This window comes from Insulibacter thermoxylanivorax, assembly GCF_015472005.1.
GTDB classification, from domain to species: domain Bacteria; phylum Bacillota; class Bacilli; order Paenibacillales; family DA-C8; genus Insulibacter; species Insulibacter thermoxylanivorax.
In genome coordinates, this window is sequence record NZ_BMAQ01000009.1 from 121,175 (window position 1) to 137,573 (window position 16,399).

Here is a 16,399-nt window from a genome sequence, read left to right on the forward strand (position 1 = left end):
TCTGCAGGACAAGGGAGCAGACCAGCTTCCTGATCAGATCAGTGTCGTCTGCTTCCCTTATCGATTATCGACTTTCTCCGGATACAGATCATGGTTCATCAAGCGGTATTCCGCCATCTGCGCATACTTCGTGCCGGGGCGTCCATAGTTGCAGTACGGATCGATCGAAATGCCGCCGCGCGGCGTGAACTTGCCCCACACCTCGATATACTTCGGGTCCATTACCCGAATCAAATCGTTCATGATGATGTTCACGCAATCCTCATGGAAATCCCCGTGATTGCGGAAACTGAATAAGTACAGCTTCAGCGACTTGCTCTCGACCATCTTCACATCCGGAATATACGAGATGTAGATCGTCGCAAAATCCGGCTGCCCCGTAATCGGGCACAGGCTCGTGAACTCCGGACAGTTGAACTTCACGAAGTAATCACGTCCTGGATGCTTGTTTTCAAATGTTTCTAACAATTCTGGCGAATAATCGTAGACATACTTGGTCTTCTTGTTGCCGAGCAGCGAGATGTCCTTCAGTTCTTCCGCCGATCGGCCGGCTTTCCGAGGCTGTTCACTCATCTTTTGGATCCCTTCCTCATCTATATTCCTCTTCGATAATCATGTACATACCTTATCATATGTTCACGTATTTTTCACTAACCTGCAGTACAGTTGCGATGCACATAGAACGGCATGGCAGCTGGTCTGCAAGATAACTGGAATATAACAAGGAAAGAAACCGGGAATGAACACCATCCGGCCGTCAAGCCGGCCTGCGATTCTCAAGTGATTCTTATGCGATTGAGCCAATCAGTCCTTCGATTCTCCCGCGGTTTCCGCCCCGTAAGCCTGGACCAACTCTCCGCGCCTGTACCGATTCGGCGAGATGCCCACCGTCTTCTTGAATACCGTGCTAAAATAATGCTGCGTCTCGTAGCCAAGCTGCTCAGCGATCTCCATGATCGTCAGATCGGTGGTATTGAGCAGCTCTACTGCCCGCTTCATGCGGAGCTCTGTTACCAGCTGGCTGAACGTGACCCCGAGCTCCTGCTTTAACATGCGGCTCAGATACACGGGATTGACATTGAGTTCTTCAGCAATCTGCTCCAGCGTTAATCCGCGTTCGGTATAGCCTTCGCTGATCCGCAGCCTTGCCCGCTGCACCACCGGCGATAGGGAGGCGCGGCGGTACACCGCCTGCCGCGCTTCTCGATAGGTCTGGGGAATGTCCGACAATCGGCCCGCGAGAGGTTTGAAGACGTGCGAGACCGACAGTTTCAGATACCGCATGATCGACTCAGCGATCTTCGACAGCAGTTCCTCCGAACAAGATCCCCAGATCATCACGGCGATGAGACCCCCGCCGTCGCGGAACAGCACATGCTGCCGGTCCTCCAGCCATTCCTTCACGATGTTCTCCACGGCGAAGGCATACAGCTGACGGTCCCTCTCCCGGATCAGCGTCCGTTCCACCGCAGGATCCGACCAGCGGATCACTCCCAGCCAATCGGGACAGGCCGGCGGCAGCTGCAGGAATTCCAACTGCTCCAACACCTCGCCGTCGCTCATCCTGCCTTCGATCCACTCCAGACAGAACCGCTCCCGCAAGAGCGGATAGCTGCGTTCGATCTGCCGTGAGGCCATCAGCAGATGTTCCCGCTCCCGCCGGTCATTCTCCAAGCTCATCTTAACGTCATGAAGCACTTTCTGCAGCTGCTCCGGATTCGCCGGCTTCAATAGATATTCATCAACATTCAGACGAATGGCCTCCTGCGCATACTGGAATTCATCATGCCCGGTAATGATGATCAGCCTGCAGGACGGCAGCTGCTTCCGCACATGCTTCATCAAGGTGATACCGTCCATGATCGGCATATTCAGATCCACAAGCATCACATCGACCTGATGCTGCAGCGCCAATTCCAGCGCTTCCTCCCCGTCTTCTGCTTCCGCGGCGACTTCCATCCCGAGGGCATGCCAATCCACCGCCGAGCGAATCCCCTCGCGGATGATCGGCTCATCATCCGCGATCAGCACCTTCCAACGCGCTTCCAAGCGTTCTTTCTCCATGAGATCCCGCGTCATGCGCACCACCTCCGCGTCTGCCGTGATCGACTATGGGATGCATGATCGTCACAACCGTCCCTCTTCCCGGCTCACTCTCGATTCTGACGCCGTAACGGTCACCGAAGGAGAGCTTCAGCCTCGCCTGCACATTCACGATGCCATAACCGGAACTTCCCGCAGAGCTTCCCGGCTGATGTTCCGTGCTTCGCTCGAGCAGATCCCTAAGCTCTGCCAGCTTCTCCGCGGGGATCCCGATGCCGTCATCCTCCACCGTCAGCAGCAGCACCTGCTCTTCGACGGCCGTTCGGATCCGGATATTCCCCGGACCCCGCCGCTGTTTCAATCCATGGTAGATGGCATTCTCCACGATGGGCTGCAGCAGGACCTTCAGCACCTCAAGGTGCGCGGTATCCGGAGCGGCCTCGATCGTGTAATTCAACTTGTCGCGGTACCTCGTCTTCTGGATCTTCAGATAGCTGCGGATATGCTCGATCTCATCCAGCAGAGGGATCATCTCCTGCCCCTTGCTCAAGCCGATGCGGAACAACCTGGACAGAGACTCCACAACCTCAGCCACATCATCTGCTCCTTTGCTTCTCGCCAGCCAATGGATCGTATCTAAGGTATTGTACAGAAAATGCGGCTTGATATGAGCCTGCAAACTCTTCAGTTCCGCTTCCCGCTTCTGCCTCTCCTGCAGTTCCGTCAACTCCAGCAGCTTGCGCAGCTGCACCAGCATCTTGTTGAAACTCATGCCGAGCTTGCCCAGTTCATCCTGCCGGCGGCTCGTATGGCGCACCGTCAGATCCCCTTCCTCAGCTTTCTGCATAAAGGATTGCAGCTGTTGGATCGGCCGCGAGATGGAGTGTGAGACGTAGAGAGAAGCGGTGATACCCATCATGCAGATCAAGAACACGAAGCTGACTACGTAGAACTGAATCTGCCGTACTGCTGCCGCGGATTCATGGGTCGGGAAGACCCCCACCGTCGTCCAGTTGGTAAAAGAAGACGTGAGATAGATCAGCTGCAGGGACCTGCCGTTCACTTCCTTGGACAGGGTCCCCGATGACTGATCTCCCAGCCATTCTATGGGGATCCGCTCGATGATCGGATTCGTGGGCGCATAGATATTGTCCCCGTCCTGATCCACTACCATCAGGTAACCGGTCTTGCCGAGGCGGACATCCTTCGCCGTCTCTGCGATCACCCGCAGTTTCAGATCGACGAGTACAACGCCCTGCACTTGCTGGGTGTCCGGCTCCAAGATAGCGCGAACGACGGAGACCACCTCATCGGGTTTGTAATTCGTATGCGTCGTCACATTACGTGCGCCGGGATGACCGACAATGGTGAAGATCCCTCGGCTCTCCACTGCCTGCTTGTACCATGTTTCTTCAGTAAGCGGTGCATCGATGCGAGCATACATATCGTTGCTCAAATAGCGCCCCTGCCGGTCCGCTACCAGGATTCCGGCGACTTCGGGATATAACGTGGTGAACCCTTGCAAGAAACGTGAAACCGTATACAACTCTTCCGAGTTCAGCGGTTCTTCATCCTCGGCCAGAAACTTCCGAACCAGCGGATCGAAGGAGATAAAATACGTCAGATTCTGCATATTGCTTACGACATGTTCAAGGGTACTGTTTACTTTACCGATGATCTGCAGCGTATGTTCATTCACCTGCTCCTCGATGATGCGCGTCACCGTATAGCTGACCAGCACTCCCAGCAGCAGAGAAGGGATGATCGCGATCAGCATGAAGTTCAGGATCAGCTTGTAGCGGATCGGCAGATTATTCATCTCCCATGACCAAGCGCCCCTCATCGCACCTCACCGCCGTCCCGCACGCCTTGAGGTCTAGCGCGCATAGTAGTCCTCCACGTTCTCCCGCGTGACGACGGTTACTCCCGTATCCACGTTCGGCGGCAGCAGACGCTGATTCCCCCCGTCGCTTGTCTGGGGCTGAACAAGGCCGTGGTGGAGATGGAAGAGGAATTGCAGGGACCAGTACCCCATATTCCAAGTTCCCTGGGCCAGTGTCGCCGATATAACCCCTTCCTGGATCATATCCAAGGTCCCCTTATCCGTATCGAAGCTGATGATCTTCACGTCACCCACGCGCCCGCGTTCGATGACCGCTTCCGCGACGCCGACTCCTCCCACCGCCTCGGTGATAAAGATGCCGCGCAGGTCTGGATAGTTATCCATTGCCTCCTGCGCCATCTGCCGGGATACGACAACATCGCCCTTGCCGTCCTTCACGGCCACGATCCTCATGCGGGAATATTCCATGCGGATCGTATCCTCGAAGCCCTTCACCCGCTCTTGGTGGTTCAGTTGATTCGGCAGCGTGATAATCGCCACCTGCCCTTCCCCATCCAGCAGCTTAGCGAACTCATGCGCCGCTGTGACACCAGCATTGTAATTATTCGTGCCGAGGAAGGAATAGGCCTTGCTCCCGTCCGCGCCGGAATCGAACAGGACGATCGGGATGCCGGCGTCAACGGCTTTGTTGATGGACACATTGAGCGCCTCCGGATCCATCGCCGTCAGGGCGATGCCGGCGGGTTTGCGGGCGATGACCTGCTCGAGGACGGTCATCTGTTCGTGGACGTCATACTGGGTTGACCCGCGATAATCGACGGAGACATTGAGCGCTTCGGCAGCATCCTCGAATCCTTTGAGCACAGGGCGCCAGTAGTCGATCCCCGCCTGGAAGGTCACCATCACGTACTCCTCCCCGGGTTCTCCTTTCAGTCCTTTATCGACTTCATCCCAGGAATCCAGATACGTCGGACGGAAATAGACGGCAACGATCACGAGGAAGATCAACACGAACAATCCATACAGCAGCACCAGCTTTTTCACCCAGACCCCTCCCCTTTGCAAGACTTGCACGAAGATCGCCTGATTCGTTTAACTTGCTGCTTCGAGTCTAACCCTTCAGGCTGACCTCCGGAATCCTGTAACCTTATTGTAACTTGCCGGTGAGGTTTGGCAATCCCAGGTGACATTCGCCGGTGATTGTTGCTGAACCTTTGCGGCCGGTTGCGGCCGCTGCGGTCATGGACACTTTGCCGGCAATCCTATTGGCTGCGATTCTTAATATAGAAATCGAAAGCCACCGCCAGCAGCAGCACCAGTCCCTTAATCGCTTGCTGCCAATCGATGCTGACGCCGATCAGCGACATACCGTTGTTCATCACACCCATGACGAGGCCGCCGATGATCGCACCGATCACCGTCCCCACACCGCCGGTTGCAGATGCCCCGCCGATGAAACAGGCCGCGATGGCATCCAGCTCGAACAGCGTCCCCGCCTTCGGCGTCGCCGCACTCAACCGCGAGGCGAAGATCAGACCGGCAAGGGCAGAGAGCACGCCCATATTGACGAAGACATAGAACGTGACGCGCTTCGTCTTGACGCCGGACAAGGCAGCCGCCTTCGAGTTGCCTCCCGTTGCATAGATGTGCCGTCCAATCACCGTGCGCTGCGTGATGAAAGTATAAGCTGCGATGAGCACCGTCAAGATGATGAGAAGATTCGGTATCCCCTCATACCGGGCGAGGATCCACAGGAAACCATTCAACACCAGCACGAGGAACACGAGTTTGAGGATGAACCATGCGGCAGGAGCAGTCTCCATCCGGTATTGCTGTCTTGTCCGCCGCAGTCTCAGTTCATTCCAGATCAAGACCGCCGAGAGAAGCAAGCCGATCGCCATCGTCGTCAGATGGATGCCCGTTGCATAACCGCTGAGCCAGTCCGGTATGAAGCCTGAGCTGATCCCCAAGAATGCATTGGGCAAAGAGGCGATCGATTGTCCCTTGAGGATGACCATCGTTAATCCGCGAAACAGCAGCATCCCTGCCAAGGTAACGATAAAGGACGGGATGCCGACATAGGCGATCCAGAAGCCTTGCCAAGCACCGATCAGCGCCCCTAGCAGCAGGCTGATCAGGATGGTTAACCAGACGGGAACCTGCATATGCACCATTAGAATCGCCGCTGTTGCTCCGATCACCGCTGCGACCGACCCGACGGATAAGTCGATATGTCCTGTGATGATGACAAGCACCATGCCGATCGCCAGTACTAAGATATAGCTGTTCTGCAAGATCAGATTGGTGATGTTCAGCGGCTGCATCAAGATTCCGCCCGTTAAGATCTGGAACAACAGCATGATCATGACCAGCGCGATGATCATGCCGTATTGCCGGATATTCGCTTTAAACAACCTTCCCAGTATCGCCACGCTTACCGCCCCCCGACATCGTCATATATTTCATCAATGTCTCTTGATCCGCTTCCTCCCGTTTGAGCTCTCCCGTAATCCGGCCCTCGCACATCGCATAGATGCGGTCGCAGATGCCGAGGAGCTCCGGCAGTTCGGAGGAGATCACCAGGATGCCCTTGCCTTCATCGGCCAGGCTCTGGATGATCGTATAGATCTCATATTTTGCCCCGACATCGATCCCGCGTGTTGGTTCATCAAGGATGAGCACATCGGGTTCAGCGAAGATCCATTTGCTGAGCACGACTTTCTGCTGATTGCCGCCGCTGAGATTGCCCGTCCGCTGGTGGATGCTCGGCGTCTTGATCTGCAGCCGGTTGCGGAATTCCTCCGCCCGCTGCACCTCGATATGGTCTTGAATCACCTGGTACCGCGAGATACGGTTCAGACTCGCTAACGTGATATTATGCTTGATGTCATCGATCAGGATGAGACCGTAGGTTTTCCGGTCCTCCGTCACATAGGCAAGACCGTTAGCGATCGCCGCAGGGATATCCGGAATCTGAATCTCCTTGCCCTTCTTATAGATGCGGCCGCTGATCTTCTGGCCGTAGGACCTGCCGAATACACTCATCGCAAACTCCGTGCGCCCGGCCCCCATCAGTCCGGCGATGCCGACGATCTCACCCTCTCGGATGGTGATGTTCACGTTATGGATGATCTTCCGATCCGCCTGCAGCGGATGGTATACCTCCCAGTCCCGTACCTCGAAGAGCACGCCGCCGATCTTCGGCTTGCGCTCGGGATACCGATTGGTCAGATCCCGGCCGACCATCCCTTTGATGATCCGATCTTCGTTCACCTCATCCCGCCGCATATCCAAAGTCTCGATCGTCTGTCCATCGCGCAGGATCGTGATCGTATCGGCTGCCTGCATCACTTCGTTCAGCTTGTGCGAGATCAGGATCGACGAGATTCCCTGCCGCTTCAGTTCGGCCAGCAATTCCAGGAGATTCGCGCTGTCATCCTCATTCAGCGCCGCTGTCGGCTCGTCAAGGATGAGAAGCTCCACATCCTTCGCAAGCGCTCGAGCGATCTCGACAAGCTGCTGCTTGCCCACCCCGATATTCATGACCAGCGTGTCCGGGGATTCCTCGAGACCCACCCTTTCCATCAGGCGAATCGCTTCCCGCCTCGTCTCATGCCAATCGATGATGCCGCTCCTCCGGCGCTCATTGCCGAGGAAGATATTCTCCGCGATCGACAGATACGGGATGAGCGCCAACTCCTGGTGGATGATGACGATCCCCGATTGTTCACTATGTTTAATATCCTTAAATTCACATAACTTTCCCTTATAATAGATGTCCCCGCTGTACGTACCGTGCGGATAGACCCCGCTCAGCACCTTCATGAGCGTAGACTTGCCCGCCCCGTTCTCACCGACCAGCGCATGGATCTCGCCCGGCCTGACACGAAGGTTAACGTCGTTAAGGGCTTTGACTCCGGGAAAGGTCTTCGTGATGCTCCTCATCTCCAACAGATATTCGCTCATCGCTACCAGCCCCTCCGCTGTGTGATTCGGTGACGACGGCAGCAGTGAACGCTTAGGCTCACTGCCGCCGCGAGCGGTTTATTTCAATTGATCCAAAGTATAGTAGCCGCTTCCCACCAACACCGACTCATAGTTGGTAATATCTACTGATACAGGCTCCAGCAGATAAGATGGCACGACTTTCACGCCGTTGTGGTAGGTTTGCGTATCATTCACTTCGGCCTCCTCACCCTTAAGCAGCGCATCTGCCATCTCCACCGCCTTCTTCGCCAGCTCCCGCGTATCCTTAAATACCGTCTGGGTCTGTTCCCCGGCGATGATCGATTTGATCGATGCCAGCTCAGCGTCCTGTCCGGTGATCACAGGCAGGGGCTTCGCCTCCGTGCCGTAGCCGACCCCTTTCAGCGAAGCGATGACGCCGATGCTGATGCCGTCATATGGGGACAGCACCGCATCCACCCGCTCGGTCGTATAGTGGGCGCTCAGCAGATTGTCCATCCGCTTCTGGGCTTCCGCTCCATCCCAGCGGAGCGTCGCCACTTGGTCGAAGTTGGTCTGTCCGCTGCGCACGACGAGGGTGCCGTTATCGATATAAGGCTGCAGCACGCTCATAGCGCCGTCGAAGAAGAAGTACGCATTGTTGTCATCGGGCGAGCCGGCGAACAGTTCGATGTTATACGGTCCGCCGCCGTTTTTGAGCTGCAGTTTCTCCTCGATGTAAGACGCCTGCAACACCCCGACTTTAAAGTTATCAAAGGTCGCATAGTAGCTGACGTGCTCGCTGCCCCGAATCAAACGGTCATAGGCAATTACCGGGATATTCGCCGCTGCGGCTTTCTCCAGCACGTTGGTCAGCGACTCGCCGTCGATCGAAGCGATGACGAGCACGTCGACGCCCTTCGTGATCATGTTCTCGATCTGAGAGATCTGGTTTTCTACGATGTCTTCCGCATACTGCAGATCCGTCCGGTACCCCAAAGCCTCGAATTCCTTCACCATATTTTCCCCGTCCAGTACCCAACGCTCCGACGATTTCGTCGGCATCGCGATGCCGACAAACTTGCCGTCGCCGCCCGAGCTGCACGCAGCCAGCAGCATCATCATGGATAAGACCAGTACAACCATCCAACGCTTCATCCTCATAACTCCCCCTCAGATTAAAGTTGACGAACCGCCTCCCCTATGCTGACAGGTCTGCGGTTTGCTTCGAGTATAAGAGAGCGGCAGCCGGGGTGTCTTTACGATTAACGAACGTTTTTTATAAAAAACCAACTTCCCTGACTCTTCCAATCCCATCTCATGCCTAATCCAACTGATCCCGCGTATAATAACCGCTTTCAATCAAGACCTCTTCATAGTTAGCAATATCCACGGCGACGGGCTCGAGCAGATAGGAAGGCACGACTTTCACGCCGTTGTCGTAGGTCTCCGTATCGTTGACTTCCGCTTCTTCCCCGCTTAGCAGCGCATCCGCCATCTCCACCGCCTTCTTCGCAAGCACCCGCGTATCCTTGAACACGGTCATCGTCTGTTCCCCGGCGATGATCGACTTCACCGAAGCCAGATTGGCATCTTGTCCAGTGATCACAGGCAGGGGTTTCGCCTCCGTGCCGTAGCCGACTCCCTTCAGTGAGGAGAGGACGCCGATGGCGACGTCGTCATTCGGAGCCAGAACGGCATGCAGCGGTTCGTTCGCATAGAAGGCACTGAGCAGATTGTCCATTCGCTTCTGGGCTTCCGCTCCATCCCAGCGAAGCGTCGCCGCCTGATCGAAGTTGGTCTGCCCGCTGCGCACGACGAGGGTGCCGTTATCGATATAAGGCTGCAACACGCTCATCGCACCGTTGAAGAAGAAATAGGCATTGTTATCGTCGGGCGAGCCGGCGAACAGTTCGATGTTATACGGTCCGCCGCCCTTAGACAGCTGCAGCTTCTCCTCGATGTAAGACGCCTGCAGCATCCCTACTTTAAAGTTATCAAAGGTCGCATAGTAGCTGACATGCTCGCTGCCCCGAATCAGCCGGTCATAGGCGATCACCGGGATGTTCGCCGCCGCGGCTTTCTCCAACACATTCGTCAGCGACTCCCCGTCGATCGCAGAGATGACGAGCACATCGACGCCCTTCGTGATCATGTTCTCGATCTGAGAAATCTGCGTTTCCACGATATCTTCTGCATACTGCAGATCCGTCCGGTAACCCAGCGCCTTAAACTCCTTCACCATATTTTCCCCGTCCAATACCCAACGTTCCATTGACTTCGTGGGCATCGCGATGCCGACAAACTTGCCGTCGTCTCCCGAGCTGCATGCAGCCAGAAGCAATACCATGCATAGAACCAACACAACCATCCAACGTTTCATCCTCATAACTCCCCCTAGACTTAAAGTTGATGCACCGCTTCCCCTAAGCTGACAGGTCTGCGGTTTGCTCCGAGTGCAAAAGAGATCAGCTCCTAAACCCGCATGCTCTGCTCTCTTTTTGCATACTCCTAACTAATATATGGGGGAAAACTTCCGCTATTCGACTAACGATTCCTTTGATTGCTAACTTTCCGTAAGTGATAAATTATGTTATACTATTACCATTAAAGATGCTGTCGAGGTGAATAAGCATGAAAGCAGACGATGAATTTCACCTGTGTCCGAAGTTCGAAGCTGCCTTTGAACTGCTTGGGAAACGTTGGACTGGGCTCATCATCCGCGTGCTCATGGAAGGACCCAAACGGTTCAAAGATATCTCCCATGTCATTCCTAATATGAGCGACAAGATGCTGACAGAACGCTTCAAAGAACTGGAAGCGGAAGGCATCATCGTCCGCAAAGTGTATAATGAGATGCCCGTTCGGATCGAGTATGAACTTACGGAGAAGGGCAAGGCTTTGGAAGGCGTGATGAGGGAGTGTCAGAAGTGGGCAGATCAATTTATGGAAGCACCCTCGCGTTCCAAATAAGTTCAATGCAAGCCGCCGAGTTATTGTATATGATAACTGGGCGGTTTTTTGTTGCATGCAAATATCATTGACAGAACCACAACCTTCCAAGTATAATGCTATATAAAAGTAAGTAATAAATTTTTATTAAGTATTTTTTTGAGGAGGTTGTGTTGTCATGGCCAAAACCAAATGGAAGCTCGACGGCGTACATAGCAGCATTGACTTCTCTGTCAGACATATGATGATCACGAAAGTTAAGGGCACGTTCCTCACCTTCGATGCGGAGATCGTCGCCGATCCCGAGGATCTGACGACGGCGGAGATCAAATTCACCGTCGACCTCTCCAGCATCGATACGCGCAATGACGATCGTGACGCTCACCTGCGTTCGGCGGATTTCTTCGATGTGGAGAACCATCCGAATATGACCTTCAAGGCCACGAAGATCGTTAAAACCGGCGACAATGAATACGACGTAACCGGTGATTTGACGATTCGCGGCGTGACCAAACCGGAAACCTTCAAGGTTGTCTACGAAGGCGGCGGCAAGGATCCTTGGGGCAATGAGCGGATAGGATTCAGCGCCACGGGCAAGGTGAAGCGCACGGACTACGGTCTGGTCTGGAACTCCATCTTGGAGACCGGCGGCGTGCTGGTCGGTGAAGATGTGGACGTCTCGATTGAGATCGAAGCAACCAAAGCCGAATAACAAAGCACAGGCGGTTCTAACCATCAGTGGTTGAAACCGCCTGTGTTTTGTGTGTCGTTGATCGGCGATATTAAGCCTTCAACACGTCGTGATCGACATAACGCTCTCCATTCAATTCGCTGATGACGTTGATCGCAACCTTCGCTCCATCACCTGCGGTGATGATCGTATGCATGCTGACGCCTGCAGCCGTGCCCGCCGCCCATACGCCATCGATATTCGTGCGGCCGTCTGCATCCACATCGAAGACCGTCTTAATCCGCGGCTCCGTGCCCGGCTTCGTCTTCAGACCGCTTGCTTCTGCAATGTCCGTCAACATGCCGGTAGCGAGGATCACGTGCTTCGCTTCATAGGTTTGATCCTCCGTGATGACTTTGAGGCCTTGATCCCCTTGCTCGACTTTGGTAACCGTGCCTTGTACGATGGTCGCTCCGAACTTCTCCGCTTGTTTGATTCCCGTCTCCACCAGCTCCGGTCCCGCAGCTTCCATGACACCATAGTGATTCAAGATGAGCGCGCGTTTCGTCACGCCCTTATCATTGTCGATCACCAGCGTGCTCTTGCCGGCCTTCGCCGTGAAGATCGCTGCGCTGGCACCGGCTGGACCTGCTCCGATAATCACCACATCATACATCGCGTTCAACACTCCTTCTCCCTATTCTCTTTCATCCTTAACTCCAGACTGTCAACGCTGCATGTCCTTCCTGCAATTTGTTGCCAAGCTTGCTGGATTTATTGTCCTTTCCACGGACACGGCTTATAATTTACCCATACCAGCCACACTTGACAGCCATTCACTAGACATCATAGTGATCATAGACATTACAAACATGCATGTTGACTAAGTATACAGAACCATTATAAAGCGGTTACTTAATTAAAGTAAAGGATGTTTCATACGCTCTCAGCATTTATTAGCGCTGTCTAGTGACGGATTTAATATAACAGATGATAACGGACGTACAGCTGATTAACACGAATCCCGTGCAAATCTTACTCAGTGCATGATTCTGCGTCTTTATAGATTATTTTCAACAATTATTTTCATAGACTATTTTCATATTTTGATCATGCAGTTCTTTAAGGTTCTCTTTTTGCTGCGCAGGGCTTCACATTGTTTCATGAGAGGAGTTTGACGATGGGGATTACGATCAAGGATATCGCACGCATCTGCAACGTATCCGTCGGTACGGTGGATCGTGCTTTGAACAATCGACCGGGAATAAGTCCTAAGACGAAGGCCAGAATATTACAAGTAGCCAAGGAATATAACTACAGACCCGATTATGTCGCTCAGAGTCTGGCGCGGGGCAGGACGATGACGATCGGGCTGGTGCTCTTCGATCTCTATAACCGGTCCTTCGCGCAGTTGGCCAATGCGGTGGAAGCCAGCGCCCGCAAGCGCGGTTATTCCGTCGACCTCGTGCTGACAGACAAGGATCCGGCGATTGAGAAGGAGGTCTTAAACCGGCTCCATGCGCGCAAGTCCGACGGGATCATCCTCTTCCCGATCAATGAAGGCCCGGAATTCGAGGAATACCTGCAATCGCTGGGCACGCCGATCGTGACGATCTGCAACCGCCTGTCGGATCACTGGGACTATGTCGGCATCAACGACCGGCAAGCGATGAAAGAGGCGACACAGCACGTGCTGGCGCAAGGGTATGAACATCTTGTCTATATCTGCCCTCCCCTCGCATACCGCGGCGTCACGAATATCTATACACAGGAGGAACGTTATCAAGGATGCCTGGAAGCGCTGGCTGAAGTTCCGGAGGGCCGCAAGGTCAGCCTTGAGGTGATTGAGGACAAGGATTACGTGGAGGTATTGCGCCGCATGCCCCTTGAGGAGCAGAAGACGGCGATCATGTGTTCATGCGATGCCTATGCACTGGAAGTGATGCACTATGTGCAGTACGAACGCCAATTGCGCGTACCCGACGATGTGGGGATCATCGGTTTTGACAGCATTGACGTGCTCAAGTATATCCGGCCGGAACTCACCACCGTCGAATATAATGTCGAGCAGATGGGATGCGAGGCTGTCAATCTGCTGCTCGAGCGCATCGAATCCGCCGGCAGTCAGAAAGACGTCACCGTCAAGGAGCGAAAACAGCGGATCATCGATTACAAGATCATCCAAGGGAATTCCTTGTGATCTATTAAGCGCGGATCGGCATGGCAATCGGCGATTCGTTTGCCGTGCCTTTCTTGGTATCTTTTCTCGTGTTTGTGTTAGACCCATTCACAATGATTAATGCAAAGAATGATAAATTATCAAAATGCTAAATTATGCATTGACAACGCCTTCACCGACATGATAAGTTATCATCAACAAATATAACGTGTGCGCACACGATAAAGGAGTTTGAGGATTATGTCGAAGAATCGCCTGATACTGAATGCCGATATCGAACGCGGCAAGATCAGCAAGCATATCTATGGTCATTTCTCTGAACACCTTGGCCGTTGTATCTATGAAGGAATCTGGGTCGGCGAAGACTCTCCTATTCCGAATATCAACGGCATCCGCAAGGACGTGCTGGAAGCCCTGAAGCGCATCCAGATCCCTGTCCTGCGCTGGCCCGGCGGCTGCTTCGCCGATGAATACCATTGGAAAGACGGTGTAGGACCGCGCGATCAGCGCAAGATGATGGTCAATACCCACTGGGGCGGTGTCACCGAGAACAACCATTTCGGAACGCATGAGTTCATGATGCTCTGCGAGCTCCTGGAATGCGAACCGTACATCTGCGGCAACGTCGGCAGCGGCACCGTGCAAGAGATGTCGGAATGGGTCGAATACATGACCTTCGACGGCGACTCCCCGATGTCCAGATGGCGTGCGGAGAACGGCCGCAAGGAGCCTTGGAAGCTCAAGTACTTCGGCGTGGGCAACGAAAACTGGGGCTGCGGCGGCAACATGCGCGCGGAATATTATGCGGATGAGTATCGCCGTTATCAGACCTATGTACGCAACTACGGTTCCAACCGCATCTATCGCATCGCATGCGGACCGAACGTGGATGATTACCACTGGATGGAAGTGATGATGCGCCAAGCTGGAAACTTCATGGACGGCATCAGCCTGCACTACTACACAGTGCCCGGCGAATGGAGCAACAAGGGGTCTGCTACTCAGTTTGATGAGCAGGAATGGTTCACAACTTTGAAGAAGACCCTCTTCATGGATACGCTGATTCGCAACCACTCGGCGATCATGGATCGTTATGATCCGGAGAAACGCGTCGGCTTGATCGTCGATGAATGGGGAACTTGGTACGATGTCGAACCGGGTACGAATCCGGGCTTCCTGTATCAGCAGAACACCCTGCGCGATGCACTCGTAGCCGGCATCAACTTGAACATCTTCAACAACCACAATGACCGGGTACACATGGCGAACATTGCGCAAACGATCAACGTTCTGCAAGCGGTCATCCTGACGGAAGGGGAGAAGATGATCCTTACCCCGACCTACCACGTGTTCGATATGTACAAAGTGCATCAGGATGCAACGCGCATCGATGTGTACCTCGAGAGCGAAGAGTATGTGATGGAAGATGAGAAACTGCCGAAGCTGAGTGTATCCGCATCGAAGGACGCACAAGGCCGCATCAACATCACGCTCTGCAACCTCGACCATGAGAACGGCGCAGAGGTGCCGGTGGATCTTCACGGCATCAGCAGTGTGAAGAACGTGACCGGTACAGTCCTGACCGCCGATAAGATTCAGGCGCACAACACCTTCGAGGATCCTGAGGTGGTTAAACCTGTATCCTTCGAAGACTTCAAGCTGAACGAGCAAGGCCTGAACGTTTCTATGCCGGCCAAATCGGTCGTGCTGCTGACGATCGAAGCCTAAGTTCAGGCGCAGTCTTAGGAACATCGGCCTTTAGCATCGCGATTGCACATAGTTAAGACATCGTCTAAAGCCATGCACCTCGATTGCTCGAAGTTAGACATAGTCTCAGATTAAACCACCACTTTTTGCATATAGTTAAGCTAAACTTTGCAGGCTCCTCGGCTTGTACGAACAACGGAGATCGTGTACGAGAGAGGGGTCTGTCCTTTTTTATCCCAAACTTAGGGCAAAACCCTGTTCATACAGCGCGGATCTGCTTTGCTTGGTGTTATCGCTTTGCACTGTTTGGTGCTGCATTGCCTTCCTTGGTACTGCTTTGCATTGTTTGGTACTGCTTTGCATTGCTTGGTACTGTTTTGCATTGTTTGATGATTCTTTGCACTGCTCGATGTTGTCCGATGAGTCCGGTATGCTGTTGTTTTGTCCGAAATTTGGGATAAAATCCATGTAGAGATAGTCATGTTTGTTCTTGTCTATCGCGTTTTATACGAAATTTAGGATAAAACCACACGAGAAAGGCCCTGCCTTGCCCCGTTTTATACGAAATTTAGGATAAAAACAGCTTCTGCGAGACTTCACTTCCATGTTTTATCCTAAATTTAGGACAATAACCGAACATCGATCCCTTTCCGGGGGTCAAGTCCGAAATTGTGTGTAAAATCCTCGGCAGATGGTTCGTTAACCGAGACGCACCACTTTGTTACTTGCCTTAACTCTCTCTTTCCGCCAATGCTTGAACTCAGTCATGTCAAAATATATGTTGCCCATTGCCCATTTTTCGTCCTGTTCCATAAGCAATGCACCAATAAGACGATATACAGACTCACGATTAGGGAAAATACGAATCACACGCTCTCTGCGCCGAATTTCACTGTTTAAACGCTCCACGGCATTCGTTGTCCTAGTTTTGACGCGGTAAGGTGCTGGCAGCATAAGCACAGCAACAGCATCATCAAAGCCTTCATCCAGGATCTCCATAGCTTTTGGAGCATGGTCTTGAAAACGATCGATGGTTTGTTGCAATAACATCCGAGCTGCC

General features: G+C 53.5%; 14 protein-coding genes. 4 read left to right on the forward strand and 10 right to left on the reverse strand.

The genetic code is table 11. The features are described from left to right. Positions 1-57: 57 nt before the first annotated feature. The 8 genes from queF to chvE (PRECH8_RS06620) all read right to left on the reverse strand — a co-directional run bounded on the left by queF (position 58) and on the right by chvE (PRECH8_RS06620) (position 10,214). Positions 58-573: a preQ(1) synthase gene (gene queF / locus PRECH8_RS06585; protein ID WP_200966295.1), complete on the reverse strand. Its 516-nt coding sequence runs from the start codon at positions 571-573 to the stop codon at positions 58-60. Positions 574-804: 231 nt separating this feature from the next. Further along, positions 805-2,079, reverse strand: coding sequence for a response regulator (locus PRECH8_RS06590; protein WP_242457464.1), 1,275 nt, complete (start codon positions 2,077-2,079; stop codon positions 805-807). Continuing rightward, positions 2,015-3,862: a cache domain-containing sensor histidine kinase gene (locus PRECH8_RS06595; protein WP_200966296.1), complete on the reverse strand. Its 1,848-nt coding sequence runs from the start codon at positions 3,860-3,862 to the stop codon at positions 2,015-2,017. Before PRECH8_RS06595 ends, PRECH8_RS06590 begins: the two co-directional genes overlap by 65 nt. Before the next feature lie 57 nt (positions 3,863-3,919). Beyond that, positions 3,920-4,930 (reverse strand): substrate-binding domain-containing protein, encoded by a 1,011-nt coding sequence (locus tag PRECH8_RS06600; protein WP_200966297.1) that lies wholly within the window; start codon positions 4,928-4,930, stop codon positions 3,920-3,922. Positions 4,931-5,148: 218 nt separating this feature from the next. After that, positions 5,149-6,270 (reverse strand): multiple monosaccharide ABC transporter permease, encoded by a 1,122-nt coding sequence (gene mmsB, locus PRECH8_RS06605; protein ID WP_200966322.1) that lies wholly within the window; start codon positions 6,268-6,270, stop codon positions 5,149-5,151. A gap of 22 nt (positions 6,271-6,292) precedes the next feature. Then, entirely contained in the window at positions 6,293-7,852 is a 1,560-nt protein-coding gene (gene mmsA / locus PRECH8_RS06610; RefSeq protein ID WP_200966298.1) for a multiple monosaccharide ABC transporter ATP-binding protein, read from the reverse strand. 78 nt (positions 7,853-7,930) lie between these two features. Beyond that, positions 7,931-8,989: a multiple monosaccharide ABC transporter substrate-binding protein gene (chvE, locus tag PRECH8_RS06615; RefSeq protein ID WP_200966299.1), complete on the reverse strand. Its 1,059-nt coding sequence runs from the start codon at positions 8,987-8,989 to the stop codon at positions 7,931-7,933. A gap of 166 nt (positions 8,990-9,155) precedes the next feature. After that, positions 9,156-10,214, reverse strand: coding sequence for a multiple monosaccharide ABC transporter substrate-binding protein (gene chvE, locus PRECH8_RS06620; RefSeq protein ID WP_200966300.1), 1,059 nt, complete (start codon positions 10,212-10,214; stop codon positions 9,156-9,158). Between the two features lie 251 nt (positions 10,215-10,465). Between chvE (PRECH8_RS06620) and PRECH8_RS06625 the strand changes: the two genes are divergently transcribed. Both PRECH8_RS06625 and PRECH8_RS06630 read left to right on the forward strand, forming a co-directional pair. Beyond that, positions 10,466-10,804, forward strand: coding sequence for a winged helix-turn-helix transcriptional regulator (locus tag PRECH8_RS06625; RefSeq protein WP_200966301.1), 339 nt, complete (start codon positions 10,466-10,468; stop codon positions 10,802-10,804). Between the two features lie 157 nt (positions 10,805-10,961). Continuing rightward, positions 10,962-11,495 (forward strand): YceI family protein, encoded by a 534-nt coding sequence (locus PRECH8_RS06630; RefSeq protein ID WP_200966302.1) that lies wholly within the window; start codon positions 10,962-10,964, stop codon positions 11,493-11,495. Between the two features lie 70 nt (positions 11,496-11,565). On the opposite strand, the gene PRECH8_RS06635 is transcribed toward PRECH8_RS06630, so the two are convergent. Continuing rightward, the gene (locus tag PRECH8_RS06635) at positions 11,566-12,129 is read right to left on the reverse strand and encodes an FAD-dependent oxidoreductase (RefSeq protein WP_200966303.1); all 564 of its coding nucleotides are present in this window, start codon (positions 12,127-12,129) and stop codon (positions 11,566-11,568) included. A 504-nt stretch (positions 12,130-12,633) separates the two neighbouring features. On the opposite strand from PRECH8_RS06635, the gene PRECH8_RS06640 reads away from it, so the two are divergent. Further along, positions 12,634-13,653: a LacI family DNA-binding transcriptional regulator gene (locus PRECH8_RS06640; RefSeq protein ID WP_200966304.1), complete on the forward strand. Its 1,020-nt coding sequence runs from the start codon at positions 12,634-12,636 to the stop codon at positions 13,651-13,653. 219 nt (positions 13,654-13,872) lie between these two features. Next, positions 13,873-15,360: an alpha-N-arabinofuranosidase gene (locus PRECH8_RS06645; protein ID WP_200966305.1), complete on the forward strand. Its 1,488-nt coding sequence runs from the start codon at positions 13,873-13,875 to the stop codon at positions 15,358-15,360. Positions 15,361-16,038: 678 nt separating this feature from the next. Here the strand turns inward: PRECH8_RS06645 and PRECH8_RS06650 are convergent. Continuing rightward, on the reverse strand, positions 16,039-16,399 hold a 361-nt coding region (locus PRECH8_RS06650), incomplete at its 5' end, for a transposase (protein ID WP_200966306.1).